The organism is Mycobacterium sp. NPDC006124 (genome assembly GCF_040614235.1).
GTDB lineage: Bacteria > Actinomycetota > Actinomycetes > Mycobacteriales > Mycobacteriaceae > Mycobacterium.
The window spans coordinates 82,429-108,714 of the sequence record NZ_JBEXUA010000012.1 but is presented as its reverse complement, the minus strand read 5'-3'; the positions used below and the strand labels follow the sequence as shown (position 1 = coordinate 108,714).

The 26,286-nt window shown below is 69.0% G+C and carries 19 protein-coding genes, 1 tRNA gene and 1 pseudogene; 6 read left to right on the top strand and 15 right to left on the bottom strand.

Going from position 1 to position 26,286, the window contains the following annotated elements; translation table 11 throughout:
• Positions 1-10 precede the first annotated feature (10 nt).
• Together ABZ195_RS22155 and ABZ195_RS22150 are read left to right on the top strand one after the other, a co-directional pair.
• Positions 11-421, top strand: coding sequence for a hypothetical protein (locus tag ABZ195_RS22155; RefSeq protein WP_355221554.1), 411 nt, complete (start codon positions 11-13; stop codon positions 419-421).
• Positions 418-903: an RDD family protein gene (locus ABZ195_RS22150; RefSeq protein ID WP_355221552.1), complete on the top strand. Its 486-nt coding sequence runs from the start codon at positions 418-420 to the stop codon at positions 901-903. The genes ABZ195_RS22155 and ABZ195_RS22150 overlap by 4 nt, the downstream gene beginning before the upstream one ends.
• Here the strand turns inward: ABZ195_RS22150 and ABZ195_RS22145 are convergent.
• Genes ABZ195_RS22145 through ABZ195_RS22105 form a run of 9 tightly spaced genes read right to left on the bottom strand, consistent with a single transcriptional unit; the run spans position 900 to position 17,889 of the window.
• The gene (locus ABZ195_RS22145) at positions 900-4,061 is read right to left on the bottom strand and encodes an arabinosyltransferase domain-containing protein (protein WP_355221673.1); all 3,162 of its coding nucleotides are present in this window, start codon (positions 4,059-4,061) and stop codon (positions 900-902) included. The genes ABZ195_RS22150 and ABZ195_RS22145 overlap by 4 nt on opposite strands.
• Positions 4,062-4,081: 20 nt before the next feature.
• Complete coding sequence (locus tag ABZ195_RS22140; RefSeq protein ID WP_355221550.1) at positions 4,082-7,342, bottom strand: arabinosyltransferase domain-containing protein; 3,261 nt, start codon at positions 7,340-7,342, stop codon at positions 4,082-4,084.
• Positions 7,343-7,394: 52 nt separating this feature from the next.
• Positions 7,395-10,676, bottom strand: coding sequence for an arabinosyltransferase domain-containing protein (locus tag ABZ195_RS22135; protein ID WP_355221549.1), 3,282 nt, complete (start codon positions 10,674-10,676; stop codon positions 7,395-7,397).
• Positions 10,677-10,682: 6 nt separating this feature from the next.
• Positions 10,683-12,545: a galactan 5-O-arabinofuranosyltransferase gene (locus ABZ195_RS22130; RefSeq protein WP_355221547.1), complete on the bottom strand. Its 1,863-nt coding sequence runs from the start codon at positions 12,543-12,545 to the stop codon at positions 10,683-10,685.
• 32 nt (positions 12,546-12,577) lie between these two features.
• The gene (locus tag ABZ195_RS22125; RefSeq protein WP_355221545.1) at positions 12,578-13,360 is read right to left on the bottom strand and encodes a decaprenylphospho-beta-D-erythro-pentofuranosid-2-ulose 2-reductase; all 783 of its coding nucleotides are present in this window, start codon (positions 13,358-13,360) and stop codon (positions 12,578-12,580) included.
• Positions 13,361-14,722 (bottom strand): FAD-binding oxidoreductase, encoded by a 1,362-nt coding sequence (locus ABZ195_RS22120; RefSeq protein ID WP_355221544.1) that lies wholly within the window; start codon positions 14,720-14,722, stop codon positions 13,361-13,363.
• 22 nt (positions 14,723-14,744) lie between these two features.
• A complete protein-coding gene (locus ABZ195_RS22115; protein ID WP_355221671.1) occupies positions 14,745-15,137 on the bottom strand; it encodes a GtrA family protein in 393 nt (130 codons plus the stop codon).
• Between the two features lie 24 nt (positions 15,138-15,161).
• Positions 15,162-16,433, bottom strand: coding sequence for a hypothetical protein (locus ABZ195_RS22110; protein ID WP_355221542.1), 1,272 nt, complete (start codon positions 16,431-16,433; stop codon positions 15,162-15,164).
• A gap of 46 nt (positions 16,434-16,479) precedes the next feature.
• Positions 16,480-17,889: a PLP-dependent aminotransferase family protein gene (locus ABZ195_RS22105; protein WP_355221541.1), complete on the bottom strand. Its 1,410-nt coding sequence runs from the start codon at positions 17,887-17,889 to the stop codon at positions 16,480-16,482.
• 49 nt (positions 17,890-17,938) lie between these two features.
• Between ABZ195_RS22105 and ABZ195_RS22100 the strand changes: the two are divergent.
• Positions 17,939-18,410: pseudogene (locus ABZ195_RS22100) on the top strand (carboxymuconolactone decarboxylase family protein).
• Positions 18,411-18,524: 114 nt separating this feature from the next.
• Positions 18,525-18,782, top strand: coding sequence for a hypothetical protein (locus ABZ195_RS22095; protein WP_355221539.1), 258 nt, complete (start codon positions 18,525-18,527; stop codon positions 18,780-18,782).
• Positions 18,783-18,788: 6 nt separating this feature from the next.
• Here the strand turns inward: ABZ195_RS22095 and ABZ195_RS22090 are convergent, their stop codons facing one another.
• From ABZ195_RS22090 to ABZ195_RS22070, 5 genes are read right to left on the bottom strand one after another with little or no spacing between them, the layout of a single operon-like run.
• Entirely contained in the window at positions 18,789-19,619 is an 831-nt protein-coding gene (locus tag ABZ195_RS22090) for an ABC transporter permease (RefSeq protein WP_355221537.1), read from the bottom strand.
• The gene (locus ABZ195_RS22085) at positions 19,616-20,557 is read right to left on the bottom strand and encodes a glycosyltransferase family 2 protein (RefSeq protein WP_355221535.1); all 942 of its coding nucleotides are present in this window, start codon (positions 20,555-20,557) and stop codon (positions 19,616-19,618) included. The genes ABZ195_RS22090 and ABZ195_RS22085 overlap by 4 nt, the downstream gene beginning before the upstream one ends.
• Complete coding sequence (locus tag ABZ195_RS22080) at positions 20,550-21,359, bottom strand: ABC transporter ATP-binding protein (protein WP_355221533.1); 810 nt, start codon at positions 21,357-21,359, stop codon at positions 20,550-20,552. Before ABZ195_RS22080 ends, ABZ195_RS22085 begins: the two co-directional genes overlap by 8 nt.
• Positions 21,360-21,361: 2 nt before the next feature.
• Positions 21,362-21,865: a bacterial proteasome activator family protein gene (locus ABZ195_RS22075; RefSeq protein ID WP_355221531.1), complete on the bottom strand. Its 504-nt coding sequence runs from the start codon at positions 21,863-21,865 to the stop codon at positions 21,362-21,364.
• A gap of 7 nt (positions 21,866-21,872) precedes the next feature.
• Positions 21,873-23,819: a DUF6541 family protein gene (locus tag ABZ195_RS22070; RefSeq protein WP_355221529.1), complete on the bottom strand. Its 1,947-nt coding sequence runs from the start codon at positions 23,817-23,819 to the stop codon at positions 21,873-21,875.
• Between the two features lie 109 nt (positions 23,820-23,928).
• Between ABZ195_RS22070 and ABZ195_RS22065 the strand changes: the two genes are divergently transcribed.
• The gene (locus ABZ195_RS22065) at positions 23,929-25,125 is read left to right on the top strand and encodes a cysteine desulfurase-like protein (protein WP_355221527.1); all 1,197 of its coding nucleotides are present in this window, start codon (positions 23,929-23,931) and stop codon (positions 25,123-25,125) included.
• Between the two features lies 1 nt (position 25,126).
• Here the strand turns inward: ABZ195_RS22065 and ABZ195_RS22060 are convergent, their stop codons facing one another.
• Positions 25,127-26,110, bottom strand: a complete 984-nt coding sequence (locus ABZ195_RS22060; RefSeq protein ID WP_355221525.1) for an NAD(P)H-quinone oxidoreductase — start codon at positions 26,108-26,110, stop codon at positions 25,127-25,129.
• A gap of 62 nt (positions 26,111-26,172) precedes the next feature.
• Here ABZ195_RS22060 and ABZ195_RS22055 point away from each other — a divergent pair.
• Positions 26,173-26,259, top strand: a tRNA-Ser gene (locus tag ABZ195_RS22055).
• The last annotated feature ends 27 nt before the right edge of the window (positions 26,260-26,286 follow it).

Sequence of the window (26,286 nt, the reverse complement as noted above, 5' to 3'; positions counted from 1 at the left end):
CGATGCTCAGATGCCCGACCTGCTCGCACTCTTCGACGGCGTGCCGCTCGTCGGTGAGCACGTGCGTCGCGGTCGAGAAGAGGTGCTCAGGCAGCTGCGCGCGACGGTGTCTACCGTGGGTTCTCAGGTGGTGGGCCTCGTTCTCGACGAGATCGACCTCACGGCCCTGGTGCGCGAGCGGGTGGACGTCGACGCGATAGCCGCTGACGTCGACCTCGACGCGATCATCGCCCGCATCGACCTCCTCGGGCTGGCGAACCTGATCATCGAGGGGGTCGACCTGCCGCGAATCATCCGGGAGTCCACGAACTCGGTGACCGCCGAGGTGATGACCGACGTCCGAACCCAGGGGCAACGCGCCGACGACGCGGTCTCCGGTTTCGTCGACCGGATGCTCGGGCGTAGTCGGGAGCCGAGGTGAGCCGCGCCCAAGGCGGCGCAGTGGACCTCGACTCGGCAGACCTCGAGGTCGCGGGCATCGTCAGCAGGGGCGTGGCCGCGTTCGTCGACCTAGTCGTCGCGGGGGTCATCGTCGGCGTGCTGTACCTCGGGGTTGCCTTGGCCCAATTCGTGTTGCAGCCCACGGCGTTTCGCTTCCCTGCGCCCAATGCCTTCTTCTCGACGGCGGTGTCGTTCGCGGTGGCGGTGCTGTATCTCGCCGGCTGCTGGGTCAGCTCCGGCTGCACGGCGGGCGCAGTAGTGATGGGACTGCGCGTCGTAGGTCGACGGTCCGGCCGGGTGTCGGCACCGGTCGCCGTCGTGCGCGCCGTGGCGTACGTCGTGTTCCCGATCGGTCTGGCGCTCGTCGCCGTCGACCGCCGGCGCCGCTCGGTGCAGGACGTCGTGCTGCGCACGAGGGTGGTGTACGTCAGGTCCGGCCATGGCCGGAGTCCGAACGTCTAGGGCTTGATGCGGATCTTGCCCGGCGAGTGCAACCCGCTGTGGGTCGCCGCGCCCAGGTCGATCTGAGCGGGTTGCGCCTGCACGACGGTGTCGAACTTGCGCAGCGAGCCCCAGTCCCGGCCCCAGTCGTGATTCAGGTAGGTCGCCATCAGATTCTGGCGCAGCAGAAGATCGGTGATCCCCAGCAGGCCGCCGTTGAGGCCGTCCTGCCAGGTGTCGGTGTCCTTGCGCTTGGCGTTGTAATCCGGCGTGATCCGGAACTTCGGGACCTCGGTGACCCCGTCGGAGTGCAGCATCGGCTGCTGGCACGGGAAGGCCAGGCCGACCGCCCAGTCCATCAGCACCGGTTCGGTGGAGCCGACGTACTGCTGCACGGTCTTCATCTCGGGCACCCGCGGCGGGGTGACGGCGATCCAGTCACCCGGCGTCAACGAGAGATCCTCGGCCACGATCCGCACCGAGGTGGCGTCGGCCGGGATCTGCGAACGGTCGAAGCGCAGGTTGCGCCACGACGGGATCGGCCCGATGTCGTATGGCGTCACGCGACCCGCGGCCTGCGGCTGACCGCCGGGACCCGTTCTGCCGTACTCCAATTCGACGCGCTGGCCTTCGGTGCGGCCGTTGAAGATGCTGTTGCCGGTGATGCTGCCCGCGGCCGTGACGACGACCAGAGGGTGGGCGGAATCCTGGGCGGGCAACTGATACCACGCCGAGGTGAGCCGACTTTGTTGCTGCGCAGGCCCGTTGACGTAGGAGCCCGCCAAAGGCACCCGCCGGGCGTCCAAGCCGTACGGCAGCGGAACCGTCGACCCGTTCACGCCCGGACTCGACAGCTTGACCGGAGCGTCCCAGTCGTAGTCGGTGCCCGGCGTCGGCAGGTCGCTGCGGATGGCCTCGGCCACGATGTGGTCCGGAACGCCGTTGGGGGTGAAGCCCACGGCGCCGACGCCACCGAGCGGCCCGAGCGGCCCGTAGTTGCCGGGAAGCGCCGCCAGGAAGCCGGCGTTGGCATCAGGTTCGACGAGCACGTCGTCGGCCAGACCGCAGCCACCGGCGAACGCCTTCACGTTGGAGGCTCCGTTGGAATAGGTGGGGTATTGCCGCACCACGCCCACCAGCATCGACGCCACGAACACCACGACCATCAAGCCCGCGACGATCGGTATCGGCGCCGCGGTCACCCAGCGCACCACCTTGCTCTCGGAGCGGTCGCGGCTGAAGTGCAGCCAAAACGCCCACAACGCGGCAATGCCGAAGAGCACGAAGAAGATCGAGCTGATCGTCACTCCGCCGATCTTCGGCATCGCGTTGTTGAACGGCACGCCGTAACTCGAGACGTACCACCAGCCGTTGGTGCTCGAGAAGGTCAGCGCGGTCACGAACAGCAGCGCCGCGACGAAGGCCATCCGGTTGCGCGCCGAACGCAGCACCAGGGGTGACACCAGGACCGTCGCCACGGCCGCCATCGCCGCACCGACGGCGGCGAAGAGGCCGAAGTGGTGCACCCACTTGGTGGGAGCGAACATCAGGAAGAACGTGGTGCCGAAGATGATTCCGGCCAGTCGCCACACCGGCCCGCGGGCGACGCCGGGAACGCGCTTGCGGCGCAGCATGATGAACAGCGTCGTGAAGAGGCTCAGCGCCGTGATCATGAAGCCGAAGCGACGCGACAGCGAACCGTCGACCGTCGGCAGGATCAGATAGTAGTACCGCAGGTTCTCGGTGTACCACGCCTGGCTTGGGCCGATCGCGGTACGAATCCTGGTGGCCTCCAGCACCGTTGCCAACGTCTGGTCGGCGAAGACGACGGTCAGGATGATCGTGCCCGCCGCCAGCAGAGGTAACACCAAGGGCCAGGTGCCGACGACGCGGTGGCGGCGCACCAGGATGCGCAGCAGTGGTCGTCCGCCGGCCAGCAGGGCCGCGACGGCGATCAGGCCGGTCGGCTGGATGCCGAGGGTGAACGCGGCCGACACGATGGCCAGTGCGGCCGGGGTGAGCCGGCCGGAGATGATGGCCCGCTCGATGAGCACGTAGGTGATGAGCGCACCGGTGGCGATTTGTCCCTCGGGGCGCAGACCGTTGTTGAACGGCATCCACGCGGCCATCAGCACCAGACCCGCGGCCCACGTCGCCGACCGGCTCGAGGCCACCGACGGGCCGAGCCGGGGCAGCACCTCGCGAGACAGCAATAGCCAGCAGATCAACGCACAGATCAAGTCGGGCAGTCGCATCCAGATGCTGGCATCGCTGACGTGGGTCATCAGGGCGAGCACGTTGTAGAACCAGCCGAACGGGTCCTCGGGACTGCCGAACCACCGGAAGTAGTTGGACATGTAGCCGGCACGATCGGCGACCCGGGCCATCTGCAGGATGTAGCCGTCGTCCGACGAGTTGGCCCCGATGACGTGCCAGACCAGGAACCCGCACACCACCACGACGTCCGTCGCCGAGAACGTGCGCCACCGCGACGGGATCAGCCTCTGCATTCGGCGGCCGTCGAGCTGGTCGAGGCGCCACAGCGCAACCAGTGCGATCGCGGTGGCCACCATGGCCAGCAGCATCGCGCCGAGCTTCAGCACGGTCGGCTTGGTGGTGAAGCGGGTGTCCACGGTCGCCGACACCGAGAGTCCCTGCGGCGCAGGCCCGGTCAGATCGGTGAAGATGCCGACGAAGTTGGGTCGCAGATTGGGGTCGACGAAACCGGAGCGGAAGTCCTTCTGCGGGTCGGCCGGATCGCTCATCCCCGGGAACGTGGCGAAGGTGCCCGCCTCCGAGGAGGTGATCTCCAACCGGGTGCACTCGCGGCCCAGGACCCGGGACATCGGCATCGTCGCCACGACGACGTTGCGGTCGGTGACGGTGACCCGCTGATCGTTCAGCTTTCCGCTGACGTTGACGAACAACGAGTTCAGCGCCGCGTCCTTGGTGTTGGGCGGAGCCGTGCCCAGCACGGTGCCGCCGCCGCGATTGGCCATGTCGCGCAACACGTCACAGGGCACGGTGGCCGTCATGGTGACCGGCGTCAGCGTGATGAGCGGGGCGGTGACGTCGGCGACCTGACCGCCCTGCGGCCAGTTGACCGTTGCGGTGGTCTGCACGACCGGCAGCAGCGGGGTCAGCACCGACAGCACGAAGCCGATCAGGCCCGCGACCATCGCCACCCAGCGGGTAGTCCTCACTTGTCCGTCTCCAGTGGCAGGGCTCGGATGGGTCCGCGTCGCGTCCAGCCCAGCACCGTCTCGGTGCCTTGGTCGACGGTGACCTGCGGCGCGCTGGAGACCGGCACGATGCGGTCGTAGCGCTCGATCGTGCCCCAGTCGCGGTACCAGTCACCGCGCAGGTACGTCGGGACCGTGGACGTACGCAGCAGCGCCTGAATGTAGAGGAAGGGTCCGCCGTCGTCGGCGGACTGCCACTGGTTGGACGACACCACGACCTGCTTGGCGTTGGGCAGGATTCGGTAGTCCGGCAGTTCGGCCACCCCGAGATGCTGCGAGGCGGGACGCTGGCACGGGAAGTTGGCCGCAGTCGCGATGTCCATCAGCACCGGCGTCGTCGACCCGAGGAATTGCTGGGCGGACTCGAGGGCCGGCACGCGTGGCGGCGTGAACGCGAACCACTGGTCGGTGGACAGGTTCGGGTCGTCGGCGACGATGCGGGCGACGTTGGCCTCCGGCGGCGCCGAGGCCAGCGGGAAGCGCAGGTTGCGCCAGGCCCGCTGCGGCACCAGCGGGTCGATGGGCTCCACCGCCGCCAGCGCTCGGAAGCTACCGTCCGGATTGCGCACGCCCCATTGCAGTTTCAGGGACTGGCCGTAGTTGAAGTCGCCCTCTTCGTCGACCGACCAGATCGCGCCCGCCGCCGAGACGGTGACCAGGGGCCGGTCCGGTGTGCGCGGCGGCAACTCGTACCAGGCCGACGTCGCCTTGGCGGCCGCGGTGTTCTCGCCGTAACTGCCCATGACGGGGGTCCGGGCCGGGTCGAGACCGAAGGGAAGGAAGACGCGGGAGCCGTTGACGCCCACGGGGCCGTAACCGCCGCCGGTGCCGGCGGAGAAGCCGATCCCGACGTTGGGCTTGTCGGCAGATCCCGGCGAGTTCACGGTGCCAGGGTTGGCGGTGACGGGTTCGGGCGGCAGCAGACTGTCGCTGACCCCGTTTGGCGTGAAGCCCTGCGGGTCGACGCCGCCCAGCGGCCCGTCGGGGCCGACCTGCTGACCCGAGACGGGTTGCAGGAGGCCGGCATTCGGGTCGGTCTCCACGAGCACGTCGTCGGCCATCGCGCAGCTGGTCGCCCCTAGGCCGCCAGCCAGCGCTTCGACGTCGGCCTTGGCGGTCGTATAGGTGGGGTAACGCGCGGCGGCGCCCTTGACCATCGAGCCAACTTCGAGCAGCACCATCAGCGTCGCGACCACCAGCAGCGGCGTCGACGCCAGCACCCGGTTGCGGCGGGTGTTCTCGACCTCGACGTGCCCGGTGTAGTCCATGCGGAAGTGCAGCCAGCCGGTCAGCAGGCCGCTGAGGATGGCCAGTCCGAGGAACATCGACGTCACCGGGTGGCCCGCGAGCACCGGTTGCTTGTCGAACCACGGCACGCCGTAGTTGCCGACGTAGAACCAGCCGTTGATGCCCGAGGTCGCCCACGCCAACACGAACAGCAGGGCCGTGACGTAGAGCGCGAGGTTGCGTCGGCTGTGCAGCCCGACGCGGGAGAAGGTGAACGCGGTGACGGCGCCCAGCGCGCCGGCCAGTCCGGCGAACGCGCCGAACTGCACCGCCCACTTGGTCGGGGTGAACGTCAGCAACAGAAGCCCGACCGCGGTGGTGCCCAGCAGCCGCCACACCGGTGCGGTAGCCATACCGGGCAGGCTGCCGCGGCGCAGCATCACCGCCAGCAGCCCGAACAGACAGAGCAGCAGGATCAGCACCGAGAAGCGGCGGGTGAGGGAACCGTCGACGCTGTCCTCGACGGTCAGGAAGTAGTAGCGCAGGAATTCCTGGTACCAGGAGATCGTCGGGCCGACGGTGTACTTGATGCGCGCCGATTCGGCGACCGTCGCGAGTGTCTGATCGCGGAACACGATCACGAACACCACCGACAGCGACGCGGCGAAGGTGGCCAGCGGGGCCAGCAGGCCGGTCCGCCGGTTGCGGACGTTCGCGACGATGGCTCGGGCGCCGACCAGCAGCGGGGCGAGCGCGATCAGGCCCTGCGGGGCGAGCGTGACGCTGAACATCGCGACGACGATCGCCACCGCGGCGGGCCACGCGCGGCGCGTACCGATCCCGTACTCGACGAGCACCCACGCCGACAGGGCGCCGAGGGCGATGAGCGGTTCCGGGCGCAGCCCGTTGTTGAAGGGCAGCCAGGCGGCGAGGAAGACCGCGGCGCCGGTCCAGACGGCCACCCGGTTGGCGGCCAGCCGACCCCCAAGTCGCGGCAGCACCCAGCGACTCAGCAGCAGCCAGGTGACGAGGCCCGCCACCGTGGCGGGCAGCCGCATCCACACCCCGGCGGTGCTGATCGCCGACAGATGCGCGAGCACCGACGGGTACCAGTCGAAGGGCGCTTCCGACGCACCGAAGTAGCGGTAGTAGTTCGCGACGTAGCCGGCGTCCCCGGACACCCGCGCGATGGTCAGGTTGTACCCGTCGTCCGAGGAGATCGCGCCGACGACGTGCCAGAGCAGAAGGGTGCCGATCACGGCGCCGTCGGCGAGCCACGTCGCGACCCCTGCCCGCCAGAACCGACGCCAGGCACCCGTGACGCGTCGGTCCGAGCGGTCCAGCAGCGCCAGCGCGACGATCGAAGCGGCGGTGGCCAGTACGCCGAGGATCATCGTCGCGGTCTTCAGCGCGGTGGGGGAGGTGATGAAGCGGGTGTCGACGTCCACGCGTGCCGACAATCCGGGCTGGGCGGGGACCTTCATGTCGGTGAACAGACCGGCCACCTGGGGCTTCTTCTCCGGTGCGAGCGTGCCGGTCGCGCCGGGGATGCCGACGAAGTCCGCGCCCACGCCGCCCACGTTGGCCCATACGTGCAGCGAGCTGCAGGCTCCGGAGGCCACGGCCGTCCGTGGCGCGACGGCGGCGACCGTGTCACGGAACGCGACGATGACGCTGTCGGCGGTGGCCCGGACGAACAGACCGTTGCGGCCGGCGTCGATGCCCCCGTCCGGGATCGTGGAGAGGACGACGCCACCTGCGGCGGGCAGGGTCGACATCGTCCGGCAGGGGAGGGTCGCGTCGAGCGCGAGAGGTGCACCGGAGACCAGCGGGGCGGTCACGTCGGTGATCAGACCGTCGGTCCCGACGCCCTGCGGCCATTGAATCGTGGCCGTCGTCTGCTTGACGGGAAGCAGGGGCGTCAGAGCGCACAGCAGGAGTCCCAGGGCCCCCGCGACGATCGCGATGAGTCGTAGGGTCCGGGCGGGCACGAGGTTCGATGCTAGGCGACGCACTCGTGTGCGCTGCGCCGCCATGCGGGCCTCAGCTCAAACGCAGAGGTCCGGGACTCCACAATCCGCTGCGCGTGGCGGTGCCGAGGTTCAGCCGCGCGGGCTCGGCGTTGGGATACCACGGGGTCAGCTTCTGCAGGGCGCCCCAGTCGCGGAACCAGTCGTCCTTCAGATAGGTCGGCACCGGTACGGCACGCACCAGCAGCTCGGTGATGCCCAGCGGTCCACCGCCGAGGTAGTCCATGACGGGTGAGTTCGCCTCGGCGCCGAAGCGGTCGGGCAGGATGCGCCACTTGGGTACCTCGGTGACGCCGTTCTGGTGGCCGAACGGCCGCTGGCACGGGAATGCCAGACCGACCAGCCAGTCCAGCAGCACGGGATCGGTGGACCCGACGACGTCTTGCAGCGTCTGCAATGACGGGATGCGTGGCGGGGTCACCGCGATCCAGTGCTGGGGTGCGAGGTCTTGGTCGGAGGCGACCAGCCGCACCTGCGTGGCCTCGCTGGGGATCGCGCTCAGCGGGACGCGGAGGTTGCGCCACGCCGGCACGGCGCCGACGTCACCGAATCCGACGCTGCCGCCGGGCTGTCCGCTCGCGGCCTGCGCGTCGGTCGCCCACTGGATCGTCACCTCGCCGGCGTCGAATCGTCCGGCCGCGGCGACGACCAGCAGGGGGCCCGCCTGGTCGCGTGGTGGCAGTCGATACCAGGCCGAGCGCAGCTGCGCCGGCTGCTGAGTGCCCGCCCGCCAGCTGCCCATGACCGGGGTGGTGGCGGGGTTCAGGTTGTAGGGCAGCCGGGCGCGTGAGCCGTTGACGCCCGCTGCGGCCGTCGTGCCGCCCTCGGTGCCCGGCTCGCTGCCGCTGACGACCGACCCGTCGGTGTCGGCGAAGTTGTTGCTGCCCTGTGGCTCGGCGACGGGGTCGGCCGACAGGTCGGCCGGAATCCCGTTGGGGCCGAAGCCTTGTGACGACGATCCGAGCGACTCGGCCAGCGGGGCGCTCACCGGGGCCAGCATGGCGGCGTTGGGGTCCTGTTCGACCAGGACGTCGGTCGCCAGGCCGCACGTCTTGCCGGTCAGCGATTCGAGATTGGACCGGCCGACCGACCAGGCGGGGTACTGCTCGGCCATCGCGACGGTCAGCGACATCACCTCGAAGACCACCAGCGCCCACACGACGATCGTCAACGGCGCCCTGGCGATCCAGGACCAGCGCCGAGGCTTGCTGGGCTCGTCGGTCGTCGCGTCGCGGCCGGTGAAGTGCAGCCAGGCCGCCACCAACAATGCGACGACCGACAGGCCCAAGAGGATGGTGGTGAAGCCGAACTTGTACTGCGGGAACTGATTCGACCATGGCACGCCGAAGTTCGACACGTACCACCAGCCGTTGACGCTGGCGAACGAGAACGCCGTCATGAACAGCACGATGGCGGCGAAGATGGTCCGGTTGCGCCGCGAGGTCATCGCGGCGGAGGCGACGGCGACGGCGGCCAAGGCGCCGAGTGACCCGGCCAGGCCCGCGAACACACCGAAGTGGTGGGTCCACTTCGTGGGGGTGAACATCATCATCAGGAACGAGATGATCGTGATGCCGATGATGCGGCGGGCCGGTCCGGCGGCGGTGCCGGGAATTCGCCCCTTGCGCAACGACATTGCCAGCGAGACGGCCAGGGCCAACAGCAGCGCGAGCACGGCGAAGCGGCGCGCCACCGAACCGTCGGGGCTGGCCATGAAGAGGCGTTCGTAGCGGATGTGTTCGTCGAACCACGCCAGGCTGGGTCCGACGGCGGACTTGAACGCGCTGGCCTGAAGCTCGCTGGTGAGTGTCTGGTCCCGGAAGATCAGGAAGATGGTGACGGTGCCGGCGGCCATGATCGGCGCGAGCAGCGCCAGGTAGCCGAAGCGCGACGTGTGGGCGGCCACGATGGTCTTGAGTGGCCCGATGGCCACCAGCAGCGCGCCGACGGCGGCGATACCGGTCGGCCCGGAGAACAAGGTGAGCGCACCGATGATGATCGCGATCGCGACCGGCAGCAGTCTGCTGGTCGCCACGCCGCGTTCCACCGAACACCAGGTGAGCAGGATGCCCAGGGCGATGATCGGCTCGGGTCGCAGGCCGTTGTTCAGCGGCAACCAGAACGCCAGGAACATGCCTGCCGCGGTCCAGGCCGCCGCACGGCTGGTCTTGACGGCGTGACCCAGCCGCGGGATCACCTCGCGGCTGATCACCCACCAGCAGGCCAGCGCCATCAGCAGCGTCGGCAGGCGCACCCAGATGCTCGCCGTGGAGACGTGGGCCCAGAGTGCCAGCAGGTCGTAGTACCAGCCGAACGGCGCCTCCGGCGTGCCGAACCACCGGTAGTAGTTGGCCATGTAGCCGGCGTGTTCGGAGACCCGCGCCATCGTCAGGATGTATCCGTCGTCGGAGGTGTTGGCCCCGACGAAGTGCCACCACACCAGCACCGCGGCCACGACGCCGTCCAGCGGCTTCAGCGACCACCAGCGAGGCGGCAGGAACCGGCGATGACGCATCCCGTCGGCGGTGTCCAGGACGTGCAGCGCGCCAAGGGCGACGACGGTCATGACGATGCCGACGACCATGGCCAGCATCTTGAGGAGCGTGGGGGAGGTGCTGTAGCGGGAGTCGACGGTGGCCGAGAATTGCAGACCGGGGGGCGCGGGTCCCGACAGGTCGGTGAAGACGCCGACGATCTGCGGGCGGAAGTCGTAGCCGCCGCGCTCGCCCCGCAGGGGGTCGCCGGGCTTGGCCTGGCCGTCGGCTTCCGGCCCGGCGACCAGACCGACGAACTCGGCGGTGACCTGGTCGGCGTGTGCGGTGAAGGTCAACTGCTGGCACGCGGGGCTCAGCACCTGGCTCAACGGAGCGCTGACCACCGGGGTGTTGCGCACGATGACCAGCAGGTCGCCCCCGACGCGTTCGACGAGCAGTCCGCGGTCGACGGCCTTGGGAGCCTGCTTGGGGACGGTGGACAGCAAGACGGTGCGATTGGCGTTCTCCGCGCCGACCAGGCCGGCGGCGGCTCGACACGGGATCGTCACGGTGAGGTCGGTGGGCACGTAGCCGATCAACGGCGCGTCCACGCTCTGCATGACGCCGTTCTGTGGCCAGTTGAGGGCCGCGGTGGTCTGGGTGACCGGGAGGAACGGCGTCGCGATGGCAAGCACCGAGCCGAGCAATCCGGCGACGATGGCGACGAGGCGGGCGGTCCTGTGGTTGGCCCCGGCTGCATCTCCGTCGCGGCTCACGGGGCTAGATGATAGTTCCCCGCTCGGCGGGCCCTCATTGGTCATGATCACTTATCGCCGGATCGCCAGGACGAACGGTCCGATGTCGGACACGGCCCACCGCGGATCGTCGAACAGGGCGGCATCGAGCGCCACCTGATAGCGACGCACGTTGGGCTGATTCGGGTAGACGTCGCTGGCGAGCCGCAGCGTGTAGGTGTCGTTGGCGCCGTGGCGCATCAGGAACACCGTCGGCGGCTGCCAGGGCAGCCCGTCCAGGGCGGCGACGAATTGGTCGGGCTTGGTGATGGTGGCCCAGCCCTCGATGGCCGCGGACCGCTCCTTGAACTGCGCGAGCGGGTTGGCGTAGTGCGACGTCAAACCCTGGAAGCCGTAGTAGGGGTAGTAGGCGAGGAAGCTGTAGTCGGCCGTCATCACCACGGTCTGGTTGCGCGGGCGGCCGGTGACCTCGGCGATCGTGGCGTCGACTTCCCGGTAGTACTGCTCGGCCCCGGGTGGTCGGCGGTCGGCGCGCTGACCACTGCCGTCGGTGTCGGTGTAGGCCACCACGAGGTCGGGTCGCAGTACGTCGGGGATGTCCTGGGTGAACGTGATCGCGCCGATCGCGCCGACGACGGCACCGGCGGTGACGATCCGCTGGCTGGTCTTGCGGGTGTACCTGGCCCCGATGGCGAGCGTGGCCTCCACGAAGCCGAACGCGCCGGCCGCCGTCAGCAGCACCGTCAGCGTGGGTTGCAGCCGGAACGAGAGCAGGGTGGTGCCGAGCAGGGTCGTCAGCATCGACAGCAGCGACCACGCGTAGACGGCGAGCACGCCGACGGCCAGTGCACCCGCGCGGGTCGAGGAGCGGGCGCGGACCACGAGCCAGAGCGTGCCGACCATGCAGAGTGCGCCGAGCAGCGTGAAGTCGAGCATGGGGAACGTCAGTTGGGCGCCGTCGACGGGCAGGTAGTGCTGGGCGGTGCCCTTGTCGGCCGGCGCCCCCCTCGACGCGGCCAGGGCATACGGACCCCAGTGGATCAGCGCGATGAGGCCGGCGATGACCGCGATGACGGCCAGCCGCAGCACGGGCCGCCAGCTGCGCCGACTGGCGGCGGCGAGCACGGCCATGATCGTCACGGTGAACGCCGCGTAGCCGAGCAGCAGCGTGTAGAACAGCGCCGCCAGTCCGAGGAACAGCCCGACGCCGACGACGGCCGCCCAGCCACCTGCACCGGACCGCTCGGCCCGAAGGCCCGCCCATGCCAGGACGAAGATCGGCGGCAGCAGGACGGTGATGATCGCGGCGTACGGCTCCGCGGGGGCGTAGGCCAGCGTGGCCGCGGCGGTCGCGGTGGCCACGATCAGGGCGAGTTCGAACCGGATCAGCTGCGTCCACAGCGCCAGGGCGACGGCGATCGCGACGGTGATCGAGACGATCGACCACGGCTTGAACATCTCCCATGCGGGTGTGCCGGTCAGATGAGCGAGCCGGCCGCCCAACCAGAACCAACCGCTCGGGTAGTACGGCGGAAGGCCGATGTAGGTCATGTCGTGGGGCACCGCGGAATCGGCGAACCGCGTCAGGTACTCGGTGCGGAACTGCTGGTCGACGGAGACACCGAACAGGTAGAGCTTGGTGGCGCCCAGCGGCATCGCCAGGGTGACCGCCGACAGGGCCGAGAGGAAGACCACCGCGACGACCCTGGCGATCAGGCGGCGATTGGTGCGCCAGAGCCAGCCCGCGGCGAAGAGACCTGCCAGGCAACCGAACTGGCCGACCGTGGTCAGCGCATGGAGTTGGTTCGACGAGTTGAACGCCGGCCATTCGACCCGGGCGATCGCCAGCAGCGAGATGCTCGCGACGACGGTCGCGATCGCCGCCGCGGAGACCATGGCCGCCGCCGACCGGCCCGCAGTGGAAAGCACACTCATCCCCGGGTCGCTCCGCTCCTGCCCGCCGGACGTCAGATCGGCAGCTTGCGGAAGATCGGCCGCGGCACGTGGCGCAGCACCATCATCACGTACCGGAAGGCGCCGGGCGCCCACACGAGGTCCTTGCCCTTGGCCGAGGCGGTGACGGCCAGTTCGGCGACGTATTCCTTGTCGACGGTCATCGGGGCTTCCTTCGCGCCGGTGGCCGAGAGGTAGTCGATCGTGGTCTTGGTGCGTACTTGGCCGGGGCGGATGACCAGGACGCGAACGCCAAACTCGCGCAACGCTTCTCCAAGGCCCAGGTAGAAGCCGTCGAGCCCGGCCTTGGTGGAGCCGTAGACGAAGTTGGAGCGTCGCACCCGCTCACCGGCGGCGCTGCTCATCGCGATGATGCGTCCGGAACCCTGGGCCCGCATCTTCTCGCCGAGCAATACGCCGACGGACACGGCTGCGGTGTAGTTGATTCCGGCTATCTGGACGGCCTTGCGCTGGTTCTGCCACAGCTCCTCGGCGTCACCGAGCAGGCCGAAGGCGACGACGGCCACGTCGACGTCTCCGTTGCCCCAAGCCTTCTCGATGACTCCGGGGTGATCCTCGGTCTTGACGCCGTCGAAGTCGACCCACTCCACGGACTTGGCGCCCGCCGAGTTCATCGCGGCGATGGCGTCCGCCTTGCGGGGGTGATCGGGCAGGTCGGCCAGGATCACGCGCGCTGGGGCGTCACGCAGATAGCGCTCGGCGATGGCCAGCCCGATCTCGGAGGTACCCCCGAGGACGAGGATGGCCTGGGGGTTGCCGACGGCATCGAAAACCATTTACACGAGCTCCAAACGTCGGGCCATGTCGGAGGCGAACACTCCGGCGGGGTCGACGCTGCGGCGGATCTCGATCCACTCGTCGATCCGCGGGTACATGGCATGGAAGGTCTCCGCGGTGGTCCGCGAGTCCTTGGCGGTGTAGAGCCGGCCACCGAATTCGAGCACCCGACGGTCGAGTTCGGTGACGAATTCGTGCAGGCCGGCCTTGATGGGGAAGTCGACGCAGATGTTCCAGCCCGGGATCGGGAAGCTCAGCGGCGCTTGGTTTCCCGCTCCGAACAACTTGAAGACGTTGAGGAAGGAGTAGTGCCCGGAGCGCTGGATGTCGACGATGATGCGCTTGAACTCCTCGACGGCCTCGGTCGGCACGACGAACTGGTACTGCAGAAAGCCCGCCGACCCATAGCCGCGGTTCCACTCCCCGAACATGTCGAGCGGGTGGTAGAACTGCGTCAGATTCTGCACCTTGCCGCGGTAGGTACCCGACTTGCGGTACCAGAGTTCGCCGATCGGGCCGAAGGTGTACTTGTTGGCCAGCCCGTTCGGGAACACGTCCGGAAACGTCAGCAGTTGCGGCGCATCGAATTTCAGCGGGTTCTTCTGCAGCTTCTCGGGCAGCTGGTCCAGACGGGCCAGTGAGCCGCGCGAGATCGCCGCCCGGCCCAGCTTCGGCGGTGCGCTGATCGCGTCGAACCAGGCACTGGAGTACGTGTAGTCGTTCTCGCTGCCGTCGCTGTGGAACGCGATGGTGTCGTCGAGGGTGGGCGTGACGTCGCCGTCGGCGATGAAGTACGCGGTCTCGGTCGGGGTCATCGCCACGGTCGCCCGCAGGATGATGCCCGTGAGGCCGTTGCCGCCGACCGTCGCCCAGAACAGCGCGGCGTCCTCGCCGTCGGGGGTCAGGTGGCGCACCCGGCCGTCGGCGGTCAGCAGTTCCATGGAGCGAACGTGGTTGCCGAAGCTGCCGGCGCTGTGGTGGTTCTTGCCGTGGATGTCGCACGCGATCGCCCCGCCGACGGTCACCTGACGGGTGCCGGGCAGCACGGGCACCCACAGTCCCAGGGGAAGCGCGGCGCGCATCAACTGGTCGAGGTTCACCCCGCCGTCGACGTCCACCAGGTGGGTGTCGCGGTCGATCGAGTGGATCTGGTGCAGCGCCGTCATGTCGACGACGAGGCCCCCGCCGTTCTGGGCGTTGTCGCCGTAGGAGCGCCCCAGCCCGCGCGCGACGATGCCGCGGCCGTCGGCACTGGTGACGGCTTCGACGATGGTCCCGGCATCTGGCGTCGACAGCACCCGGGCGACGGTCGGCGCAGTGCGCCCCCAGCCCATCAGTTGCTTGGTGGTCGTTTCGAACATCGTGACGAGGGTACCGCCCCGGCTAGAGCTTGAAGATGACCGCGCGCTGCACGACGAAGTTGATCACCGTCGCGGTGCCCTGGGCGACGACGAAGGCGACCGGCACGCGCCAGGGCTTGTCGTCCCACAGCGTGTAGAGGGCGAAGTTGATGCCGACCTGCACCAGGTAGGTCACGGCGTACAGCACGACGACCGCGATGAACCGAGCCCGGCTGGGCGGCGCCTGGAACGTCCACCGCCGGTTGATCAGGTACGCGGTCGTGGTGCCCGCGATGAAGCTCAGCGTCTTGGCCACGTTGACGTTCAGGCCAAGGTGCAGGAACAGCACGTACAGGCCGAAGTCGACGATCGCGGACAGTCCGCCGGTGACGACGAAGCGCCAGGCCTGGGTCAGCAGGCTCAGATTGGGCGACATGGGGGGCTCGGCCACGGGGGCAGCCTAGTCAGCGCGGCTGCGGGTGCCGGCGACGGCGACGGCGACGGCGCCGGCGACGACGACGGCGACGGCGCCGGCGGCCGCGATCAGCAGTGCCGCGATGACTACCGGTGCCAACGAGCCCGGCGAGAACTCTGCCCACGCCAGCGGTAGCAGGACCAGTGCGACCAGCACCACCGGCATGACGATGCGCAACCACCAGGTCACCACGCTGTCGGCGGAGATGCGCGCGCTGGCCACCAGGACGACGGCGTAGAGCGCGAAGAGCACCAGTCCACCCACGTACCCGAGGGTCCAGCCGCCGTGGATCAGTGCGATCGACAGCAGCACCATCGCCAGGACCACGCCGCCGAAGATGGCATCCGACGGCGCCCTGACGTCGAGCCCGTCGATTACCGCACCGACTCCCCACAGCAGAGCCAGCAGGGCGGCGAAGGCGAACATCGCCGTTCCGACGCCGACGACCTGCACTCCCGTGCCGCCGTAGACGTCGTCGACGACCATCCCGAAGGAAGCGCCGTCCACGGAGCCTTCGCCATAGCCGCTGAACTGGCAGGCCCACCACCCGACGACCGCGACGAGGGCGACGAACGCGATCGCCAGGGACATGGGCCAACCGTTGGTGCTGGCGCGTCGCGTCCGGGTGGTGACGACCTCGAAGCCGGCGAGGGTGACGGCGGCGACGGCGAGCATGCCAGCCGAGGCCAACCCGTTCACCTGGGCGGCGACGGCGGCACCGACGTTGGGGTCGGACACGGTGCCCGTCAGCCCTCGGGCGATCACGGCCAAGCCGTAGTAGAACTGGACGAGCAAACCTCCTAGGGCCAGGACGGCAGCCAAGCCGGCGAGGATTCGGCCGGGCACGGCGAATACCAGCACCGCGGCCCCGACGATCGCCGCGACCGCCCACAGCGACCAAAGCCAGTCGTTGGTGTGCACGGGGCCAAAGGGGTCATCGGATGCGCTCAGCGGCGTCCACGCCAGGCCGAAGAGCTGCGCGGCGGTAACCGCTACGAGGACGTAACCGGTGACCTGCAACGTGCCGGCGAACGTGGCGCCCCGCGGGCCCAGCGTGGAGCCGACCAGGTCAGCCGTCGACGCGGCCTCCGGGGCGTGCCTGCGCAACCGGACGAGGGCGTAGACGATCGGAGCCACGATGGCGGCGCCGACCAGCGTGCCGAGTCCTTGGCGGGCCGCCATCGAAGCGGCCGCCAACGCGAGGCCGGTTGCCTGCCAGCCCACAAGCCCGGTGCCAGTCGTTTGCTCGTTGCGCACGTGGGTCGATCTTGCCAGGGGTCCGGGGAGTGCCCGTGCACCAAATCTAGAGCCGAAGGCCGGCGAGCACACCGCACAGGGCGTCGACCGCCGCGGGGAACGCGCTCTCCGACGGAGTGCCGAAGCTGATCACGATGCCGTCGGGGGCGGGCACGTCGGGTCCCGCGTCGGGGTGGCGCAACAGGCCGAGACCGGACAGCGCGATGCCTGCCTCGCCCGCCCGGCGGGTGGCCTCGGGCTCCGCTCCGGCGGGCAGGGTCAGCAGCAGGTGAAGGCCCGCCGAGAGTCCGCTGACGCCGACGTCGAACGGCGCCAAGGCCTCCAGCAGGTGGTCGCGGCGTCGTCGGTAGTTCAGCCGCATCCGTCGAATGTGCTTGTCGTAGCTGCCGTTCGAGATGAAGTCCGCCATCGTCAGCTGGGCCAGCACGTTGACGTAGAACTGCTGTCCACCCGTGGCGGCCAGCGCGCGGTCGACCACCGCGTCGGGGAGGACCATCCACCCCAGCCGCAGGGCCGGTGACAGGCTCTTGCTGGCCGACCCCAGGTAGACGACGCGGTCCGGGTCGAGGCCCTGGACGGCGCCGACGGGTTGGCGGTCGTAGCGGAACTCGCCGTCGTAGTCGTCCTCGAGCAGGTAGCCCCCGGTACGACGGGCCCAGCCAACCACTGCCTTGCGACGAGCAGGATGCAGTGGACCGCCGTGCGGAAAGTGGTGGGCGGGGGTCAGCAACGCGGCCGACGCCGTCATCGCGTCGAGGTCGTCGACCACGGCCCCGTGCTCGTCGACGCCGATGGGAGCCGACGCGACGCCGACGCCCGCGATCGCCTCCCGGAACAGGAACAGCCCGTACGCCTCGACGGCGATCGGTCCGCCCAGCGCCTTCGCCAGGATCTCCACGGCGTGCCGCGTGCCGGCGCAGACGACGATCGACTCTGGGGAGGTGCGAACGCCGCGAACGCGACCCAGATACTCCGCAAGCGCTTCTCGCAGTTCGATCCGGCCGCGAGGGTCACCCATCCGCAACGCCTCGTCGGGTGCGGCGGACAGCGCGCGGCGGCTGGACGCCAGCCAGGCCGCGCGGGGGAAGGCGCTGACGTCGGGCGATCCGGGCATCAGGTTGTGCGTCGGCACCACGGGGGTGCCGCGGTGCCGGGTCGGCAGTGGCGTGGCCGCCGCGTCGACCACCCAGGTGCCGGCGCCTTGACGTGACGCCAGCCAGCCCTCGGCGACCAATTCGGCGTAGGCCTCGGCGACCGTATTGCGGGACACGCCCAGGTCGACGGCAAGGGTTCGCGACGGCGGCAGCGAGGTTCCGGAGGCCAGCTGCCCGGATCGGACGGCGTCGCGTAGCGCGGTGACGAGCAGTTCGCGCGCCCCGCGGGCACCGGGGGTGATCGCCGCGCGGAGGTCGAGGTGCAGATCGCGCGCACCGACCACATTGGCCCATGAAGTCACACCGGAATTGAACCATGTAGGTGGGTCTTTGATGCCTAACGTGGTGACCATGACCGACACACTCGTACACCCCACCGCCGTCGACCGCATCGCGATCTACAAAGCCTCACCCGAGCTCTACGACTCCATGATGAGGCTGAGCACCGCCTCGGCGAAGGACGTCGACCCGACCCTCGCCGAGCTGATCAAGATCCGCGCCAGCCAGATCAACCACTGCGCGTTCTGTCTCGACATGCACGTCGCCGACGCGCGCAAGCAGGGCGAGACGGAGCAACGGCTCGCACTGGTCGCCGCGTGGGACGAGGCGGGCACGCTGTTCACCGAACGCGAGCGGGCGGCATTGGCGCTGACCGAGGCCATCACCGAACTGCACCACGGGCACGTCTCCGACGAGGTCTACGGCGCGGCCGCCGCGGTGTTCTCCGACCGGGAGCTGGCGCAGGGTGATCGCCATGGCGGTCACCATCAACGCCTGGAACCGGATCAGCGTCGCCACGCGGGTCAAGGTCCCGCGTCGCTGAGATCTGCGTCGAATGTGAAGTCGTGTGCAACGTTTCCCTGAAAACTCGCACACGACCTCACATTCGGGTCTACACAGTCATTACCGTCCTGCTCGAACCGCGAGGGAGTGCCACATGACCCTGTCCAAGACCCGCACGATCGTCATCGGATCGCTGTGTGCGGCAGCCTTTACCGCCGCCGGCATGGGTGCCGGGATCGCCATCGCCGACCAGCCCCACATGCAGAATGCGCTGCACGACTTGGAGACCGCTGGTAATCAGCTGCAGATCGCCGAGCCCGACAAGGGTGGCCACCGCGAGAACGCCATCAACCTCGTCAACCAGGCCATCAACGAAGTCAACCTGGGCATCCAGTTCGGCAACGGTCAGTAGCGAAGGCTAGACCCAGTAGGGCACCCGGGCCCGGTACTGCCGCATGGCGAAGGCCGTGACGGTCCAGCCGATGACGGTCAGCGCGATGACCACCGCCCAGTGCCGCCACTCCTGGTCGGCGCCCAACAGCGGTGCGCGCACGATGTCGACGTAGTGCAGCAGCGGATTGAACTCGATCACCTTGGCCCAGGTGCCCGCGCCTTGCTGCCGTAGCGTCGCGTCGTTCCAAATGATCGGCGTGACGTAGAACAGCAGCTGCACCAGGCTGAACAACAGCGGGCTGATATCGCGGTAACGGGTGGCCAAGATGCCGAAGCACAGGGCCACCCACACGCAGTTCAGCGCAATCAGCATCAGCGCGGGGATGAACGCCAGATCGGTCCACTTCCACGGTTGCGGGAAGATGATCGCGATGACGACGAAGATGACGATGTTGTGCGCGAACAGGATGATCTGGCGCCACACCAGCCGGTAGACGTGCACCGACAGCGGCGTCGGAAGTTGTTTGATCAGGCCCTCGTTCGCGACGAACACGTCGGCGCCCTCGAGGATGGAGGCGTTGATCAGGTTCCAGATGATCAGCCCCAGCGTGACGTAGGGCAGGTGCTCGGCCAGCGGCAGGTGGAACAGCGTCGAGTACAGCCCGCCGAGGGCGACCGCCATGGTGCCGGTGGCGATGGTGATCCAGATGGGCCCGAGCACCGAGCGGCGGTAACGCTGCTTGATGTCCTGCCAGCCGAGGTGCAGCCACAGCTCGCGCTTGCCGAAGCCGCTGGCCAGATCCGTCCACGCGCGGGTGAACGTCTTCGACTGCGCGGCCGCGTCGGTGAAGGTCACTGCGATGTTCTCCCGTCGCTTCGCTCGCCCTGTCGCGAGAACCTCTCTCGTCTGCCCAGGCGGCGCAGGCCAACCCACTCCGCGAAGCCGGCCGGGTCGCGGCGGGTCACCAGGAAGAACCAGCCGAAGCGTAGCCATTCCTGGGCCACCAGCTTGCGAAGTCCGCGTTGGGACTGCAGATAGCCGCGGTTGCGGTAGGTGAAGTAGCGCTTGGTGTCGTCGGGCGGATACTGGGTGTGCATCCGCCCCCCGAGGATGGGCTTGAATTCGTCGGAGCCCTGCGGATGCAGGTATGTCGCGTCCAGACAGGTGCCGAACGGCAGCCCGGACAGCACCAAGCGGCGGTGCACGTCGACCTCGTCGCCGCGGATGAACAGTCGGATGTCTGGTACGCCAACGGCTTCCACCGTCGAGGCCCGAAACAGTGCGCCGTTGAAGAGTGATGCGATGCCCGGTAGGAGGTCGCCGGAGCCACCGGACGACGGGTCGCGCAGCTCCGACACCAGCCGTCGCCACACCAGGCCGCGGCGCAACGGGAACGCCAGCCGGTCCGGATCGGCCAGGTCGCACACCATCGGCGACACCTCGGCCAGCGAGTGTGTCGTCGCGCACGAGAGCAGCGTGCCCAGTACCTCGGCGTCGGCCGGTCTGCCGTCGTCGTCGGCCAGCCACACCCAGTCGGCCCCCAGTGACAGCGCGTGCAGGACGCCGAGGGCGAAGCCACCCGCTCCTCCGAGGTTGCGACGGGAGCCTAGGTAGGTGGTCGGAACCGGTTGTGCGGCAACGAGTTCACGCACGGCGTCATCGGCGTCGTTGTCGACGACGATCAGGTGGTCGGGTGCGCGGGTCTGGCCGGTGACGGCCTCGAGCGACAGGGCCAGTTCGGCGACGCGCCGGTGCGTGACGACGACGGCGACGATCGTCTCGTGCTCAGTCACCCGGGCGGTCCCAGCGCGTGTTCTCCGCGATGACCTCGCGGACGTGCCGCGCCGCGTCCTCGCCCTCATAGGCGCGCACGGTCTCCTCGATGCCGCCCGACATCCGGATGGTGCCGTGGTCGACCCACATCGCGGTGTCGCACAGCTGGGCGAGGAATTCGTTGGAATGGCTGGCGAACACCAGGATTCCCGACCGGGCCACCAGATCCTGCAGCCGCACGCGGGCCTTCTTCATGAACTCGGCGTCCACGGCGCCGATGCCCTCGTCGAGCAGCAGGATCTCGGGGTCGATGCTCGTCACGACGCCCATGGCCAGGCGCACCCGCATGCCCGTGGAGTAGGTGCGCAACGGCATCGACAGATAGTCGCCGAGTTCGGTGAATTCGGCGATCTCGTCGACCTTGGCGGCCATTTGTTTGCGCGTCTGCCCCAGGAACATCCCGCGGATGACGATGTTCTCGAAGCCCGAGATCTCGGGGTCCATGCCGACGCCGAGATCGAACACCGGCGCCACCCGGCCCCGGACGGTGGCCGATCCGCGGGTCGGCTCGTAGATGCCCGACAACAGCCGCAGCAGCGTCGACTTCCCGGCGCCGTTGTGCCCGACGAGACCGACGCGATCGCCCATCTTGAGGGACAGGGTGATGTCCCGAAGGGCCTCGATGACGACGACGTTGGACTCGTTGCGCCCGATGGTGCCGCCCGCCTTGCCCAGGAAGGCCTTCTTCAGCGATCGTGACTTGGCGTCGAAGATCGGGAACTCGACCCACGCGTTCTGGGTCTCGATATGGGGATCGCCCACAGCTAGAGGTACTGCCCGGTCCCGGGGCTGCCCGGGCCGCGCGGTCCCGGTGCGCCGGCCGCACCCGGAGGCAACTGGCGCATCTGCTCGAGCTGGGCGCGCGCCGCCATCTGCTGGGCGAACAGCGCCGTTTGGATGCCGTGGAACAGACCCTCGAGCCAGCCGACGAGCTGAGCCTGGGCGATCCGCAGCTCCGCATCCGACGGCAGGGTGTCCTCGCCGAAGGGCAGGGCGAGCCGTTCGAGTTCCTCGCGCAGCTCGGGGGCGAGGCCCTCTTCGAGCTCTCGGACGCTGCGGGCGTGAATCTCTCGGAGTCGGCCTCGGCTGGCGTCGTCGAGCGGGGCCGCCCGAACCTCTTCGAGCAGCTGCTTGATCATGGTGCCGATCCGCATCACCTTGGCCGGTTGCTCGACCAGTTCGCTCAGGGACTTGCCGTCGGCGTCGTCGCCGATCGTGGAGGCGTCCCCGATGATCTCGATGTCGTTCTCGTCGGCGCTACTGCTCATCGTCTTGCTACTTTCCCTGCCACTCGTAGATCTGGGCACGACCGTTGTCGTAGATCAGCTTCCAGGACTTCGACTTGTCTAGCGACCTTAGACCGTCGGGCATGACGAACCCGCGCACCACCGTCCTGCTGGTGATGACGTAGCGGATGTCGAGGGCATGGACGGCCTGGGCAACCCGCGGATCGGTGTCGGCGTCGTCGGCGTAGGCCCAGAAGATGAACCGGTTGTAGCCCGGACCCTGCTGCTGGGGGAAGTCGTAGTGCGTCCACAGCGGGTGCAGGCCGGTGACGGCGTACAACCAGGCGGTGCCGTCGGTGTTGGCGTTGCCGATCAGCGTGTCACGAGCACCGGGCAGGGTCGCGAGGTGGGCGAAGGCCTGAAGGTCCCCGTCGTCGATCATCACCTGGTCGTACTTCTCACCGAGGAGATGCCGGTGCCGGGGAAAGTAATGCCAGGCCATGCCGACCGAGACGGTCACCAGGACGACGGCGGTGGTCGCGTGCCACAGCCGCGGTGGCACGCGGGGGGTGAGCCGTCGCAGCCCCGTCGCGGCGGCCGAGGTGATGGTGAACAGGGCGATGCCGGCCATCGGGGCGAGAAGCATCGTCACGACCGCGGAGAGGCGGCGTGGGTCGCTGTAGAAGAGGTCGGTGAACAGGGCCGTCACCTTGCCGACCGCACCGCCGAACGGTGCCGACGAGTGCACGATCGAGTAAACCAGCACCAGCCAGATGGCTGCCGGCCACCAGATGCGCCGCACCAGGAGGATCACGAATCCGATGGCCGCCAGCGCGATGAGCGCGTTCTGGATCGGATAGTCGTTGAGATGGCGGGTGTGTTGGACGACGGCGTCGAACAGGGCCTTCTTCTTGCCCTCGTGGGTGTCGAATTCGTGGCCGGCGATGATCTCGGCCTGCTGCAGGACGCCGACGAACTGCGGCAGCAGGAGCACCACGGCCGGCGCCGCGATCGCGACCAGGGTGCCGAAGTCGGCCAGGCGGCCCCGCACCGGCCGCCAGAGCCCCTCGGCCAACCACCATCCGGTGACGAGGAGCACCGTGACCACGCCGCCGGTGATGTGCACCGTGAACACCCCGAGCAGGGCGAGCACTGCGATCGGCATCCGGTCGCGATGTCGCAACGCCGAGATGGCCAGCAACGCGGTGGGCACGGCCAGCCCGTAGGCGGCCAGGTTGGGCATGGACGCGGTGTCGAATTCGACGTAGGGCACCGCGGTGAACGACGCGGACAGGGCCGCCGCGGCCGCCGCGGAGCCCGCCGACGGCCATTGGCCGACGCCGCGGGCACGCAGCAGATGCCATGCCAACGCCGCGGCACTGGCCGGGAACAACCAGACCGAGACGGCCAGCGAGTTCAACGTGTAGGCGGTCGTGGCGGCGGCTCCGGTGAGCTGGCACTGGATCGCGGCGAGGGCGTGGAACGCCGACGGGTAGTACAGCGCGTCGTGGGTTTCGACGTTGCGAAGCTCACCCATGTGGGTGGGCGAGGCCTGCCCCGTCTCGAGGATGAACCGGATCGTGTTGGCGTGCCAGACGGAGTCCCAGGTGCTCGGAATGGATTGCCAGTGCGGCATGCCGCGGATTGCTGCGAATGTGATCAACGTCGCACCCAAGACGACGCCCGCGGCCACGGCGAGTGCCGGTCCACGTGCCATCGGCTCACCCGTCGGGGGGCGGTCGCGCCACCGCGTCCACGCCGCCTGCAAACCCACGACGACGGCGACGACGACCACCAGGGCGATCGACGCACTGAGGAGATTCCATGGGACGCCGACCGCGCCGAAGGGAAGAATCGCCAGCGCCACGGTGCCGTAGGTGAGGGCCGGGCCGACGGCGACGGCGGTCGGCCACGTTAGCTGCGCGGCCCGTGCGACGGTTGCTCCTGGGATGATGAGCAACGCCCATGCGACTAGCACTCCGGACGCCAAGCTCACTGCACTAGTATGACCACGCAGGTGAATTGGTCCGTCACGGCGTGCACTTGGCGGGCACCATCGGCACTCGGTTCGGTCGCGATATTCACAGGGCTCGAAGGTGGCAGGCATGGCATACGACGTCGCCCGGGTGCGTGGTTTGCACCCGTCTCTGGGCGACGGCTGGGTGCACTTCGACGCTCAGAACGGCATGCTGCTGCCCGACTCGGTGGCCACCACCGTCTCGACCGCGTTCCGCGGGTCGATGACGACGGGGCAGGGGCCGCATCCCGCCGCCACGCGCAGCCACGCGGTGCTTCACGCGGCCCGGCAGGCGGTGGCCGACCTCGTCGGGGCCGACCCGCGCGGTGTGGTGCTCGGCGCCGATCGGGCCATCCTGCTGACCTCGCTCGCCGACGCCTCCGCCTCGCGAGTCGGGTTGGGCCACGAACTCGTGGTCACGCGACTCGACGACGAGGCGAACATCGCGCCGTGGCTTCGGGCCGCGAATCGCTATGGCGCCAAGGTCAAGTGGGCCGAGGTGGACATCGAGACCGGCGAGCTGCCCGCCTACCAGTGGGAATCGCTGATCGACAAGCCGACCAAGCTGGTCGCGATCACGTCGGCGTCCTCGGCGATCGGTGCGGTCACCGATCTTCGGCCGGTCACCAAACTGCTGCACGAGAACGGTGGCACGGTGGTCGTCGACCACTCGGCGGCCGCGCCGTACCGCTTGGTCGACGTCAACGAGATCGAGGCCGACGTCCTGGCCGTCAACACGGTCGCCTGGGGCGGGCCGCCGATCGGCGCGCTGGTGTTCCGCGACCCGTCGACGATCGAGTCGTTCGGCTCGGTGTCGCTGGACCCGCTGGCCACCGGTGTCGAACGGTTGGAGATGGGCACCCACCAGTTCGGCATGCTCGCCGGCGTGGTGGCCAGTGTCGAGTACCTGGCCAATCTCGACGAGTCGGCGACCGGCACCCGTCGCGAAAGACTCTCGGTCTCAATGCAATCGGCTGCGGCCTACATGGACCGGCTGTTCGAGTACCTGCTGGCGTCGTTGCGCTCGCTGCCCTTGGTGATGGTGATCGGCCAGCCCGAGGAGCGCATCCCAGTTCTGAGCTTCGCATTGCACGGCGTGCCCGCAGCGCGGGTGGTGCAGCGCCTGGCCGACAACGGGGTGCTGGCGTCGCTGAACACCACCTCGCGGGTGCTCGACCTGATCGGGGTCAACGACATCGGCGGCGCCGTCACGGTCGGGCTGGCGCACTACACCACGATGGCCGAGGTCGACCAACTGGTTCGCGCACTGGCCTCCCTCGGCTAGCTCAATCCCGAACGCGCAGAAGCACTTTCCCGTGCGCGTCGCCGGACTCCAGCAGTTGGTGTGCGTCGGCGGCCCGTTGGACGGGGATCTCCGCACCGATGATCGGACGTACCCGGCCGTCGGCGACCATCGGCCAGACGTTCTCCACGACCGACGCGACGATCGCGCTCTTGCCCGACGGTCCCTCGACGGGCCGCGAGCGCAGCGCCGTCGATATGACGCCGGCGCGCTTGGCCATCAGCTTGCCGAAGTTCAGCTCTGCCTTCAGCCCGCCCTGGAACCCGATGACGATGATCCGACCGTCCGGCGCCACGGCGTCGATGTTGCGGTCCAGGTATGACGCACCGAGGAGGTCGAGGATGACGTCGGCGCCGACGCCGTCGGTCTCGGCCTTGATCCGTTCGACGAAGTCCTCGTCGCGATAGTTGACGGTGATGTCGGCACCGAGGGCTCGGCACACCTCCAGCTTCTTCGCCGATCCGGCGGTGACGGCGACGCGGCAGCCGAGCGCGTGCGCGACCTGGATGCCGTGGGTGCCGATACCGCTTGCGCCGCCGTGGAACAGCACCGTCTGACCGGCCGCGAGGTGTGCCGTCATGCCGAGGTTCGACCACACCGTGCACGCGACCTCTGGGAGTGCTGCCGCCTCGTGGAGGCCCAGGCCGTCGGGCACCGGCATCACCTGACCGGCGGGCACCGCGACGCGCTCGGCGTAACCGCCGCCGGCCAGCAGCGCGCAGACGGGTTGTCCGATCGACCACGAGGTGACCCCCGCGCCGAGTTCGGAGACGTATCCGGACACTTCGAGGCCAATCGTCTTGCTGGCCCCGGGGGGCGGTGCGTAGTGACCGGCCGCCTGCAGCAGGTCCGCCCGGTTCACCCCCGCGGTCACGACTTCGACGACGACCTCGCCGTCGGCGGCGGTGACGTCGGGGACCTCCCGCCACTCGAGGTCCTTGCCCTTCTCGGCGACGATCGCGTACATGGCGGCAACGCTACTACCGGCCGCGAAACGCCCGAGGGGCCCACTCGCCTAGACTCGTCGACGGTGGCGTGGCAGAGCGGCCTAATGCACTCGCCTTGAAAGCGAGAGACGGCTAACACCGTCCGGGGGTTCAAATCCCTCCGCCACCGCTCTCACTCGCCGGTGCGTTCCTACAC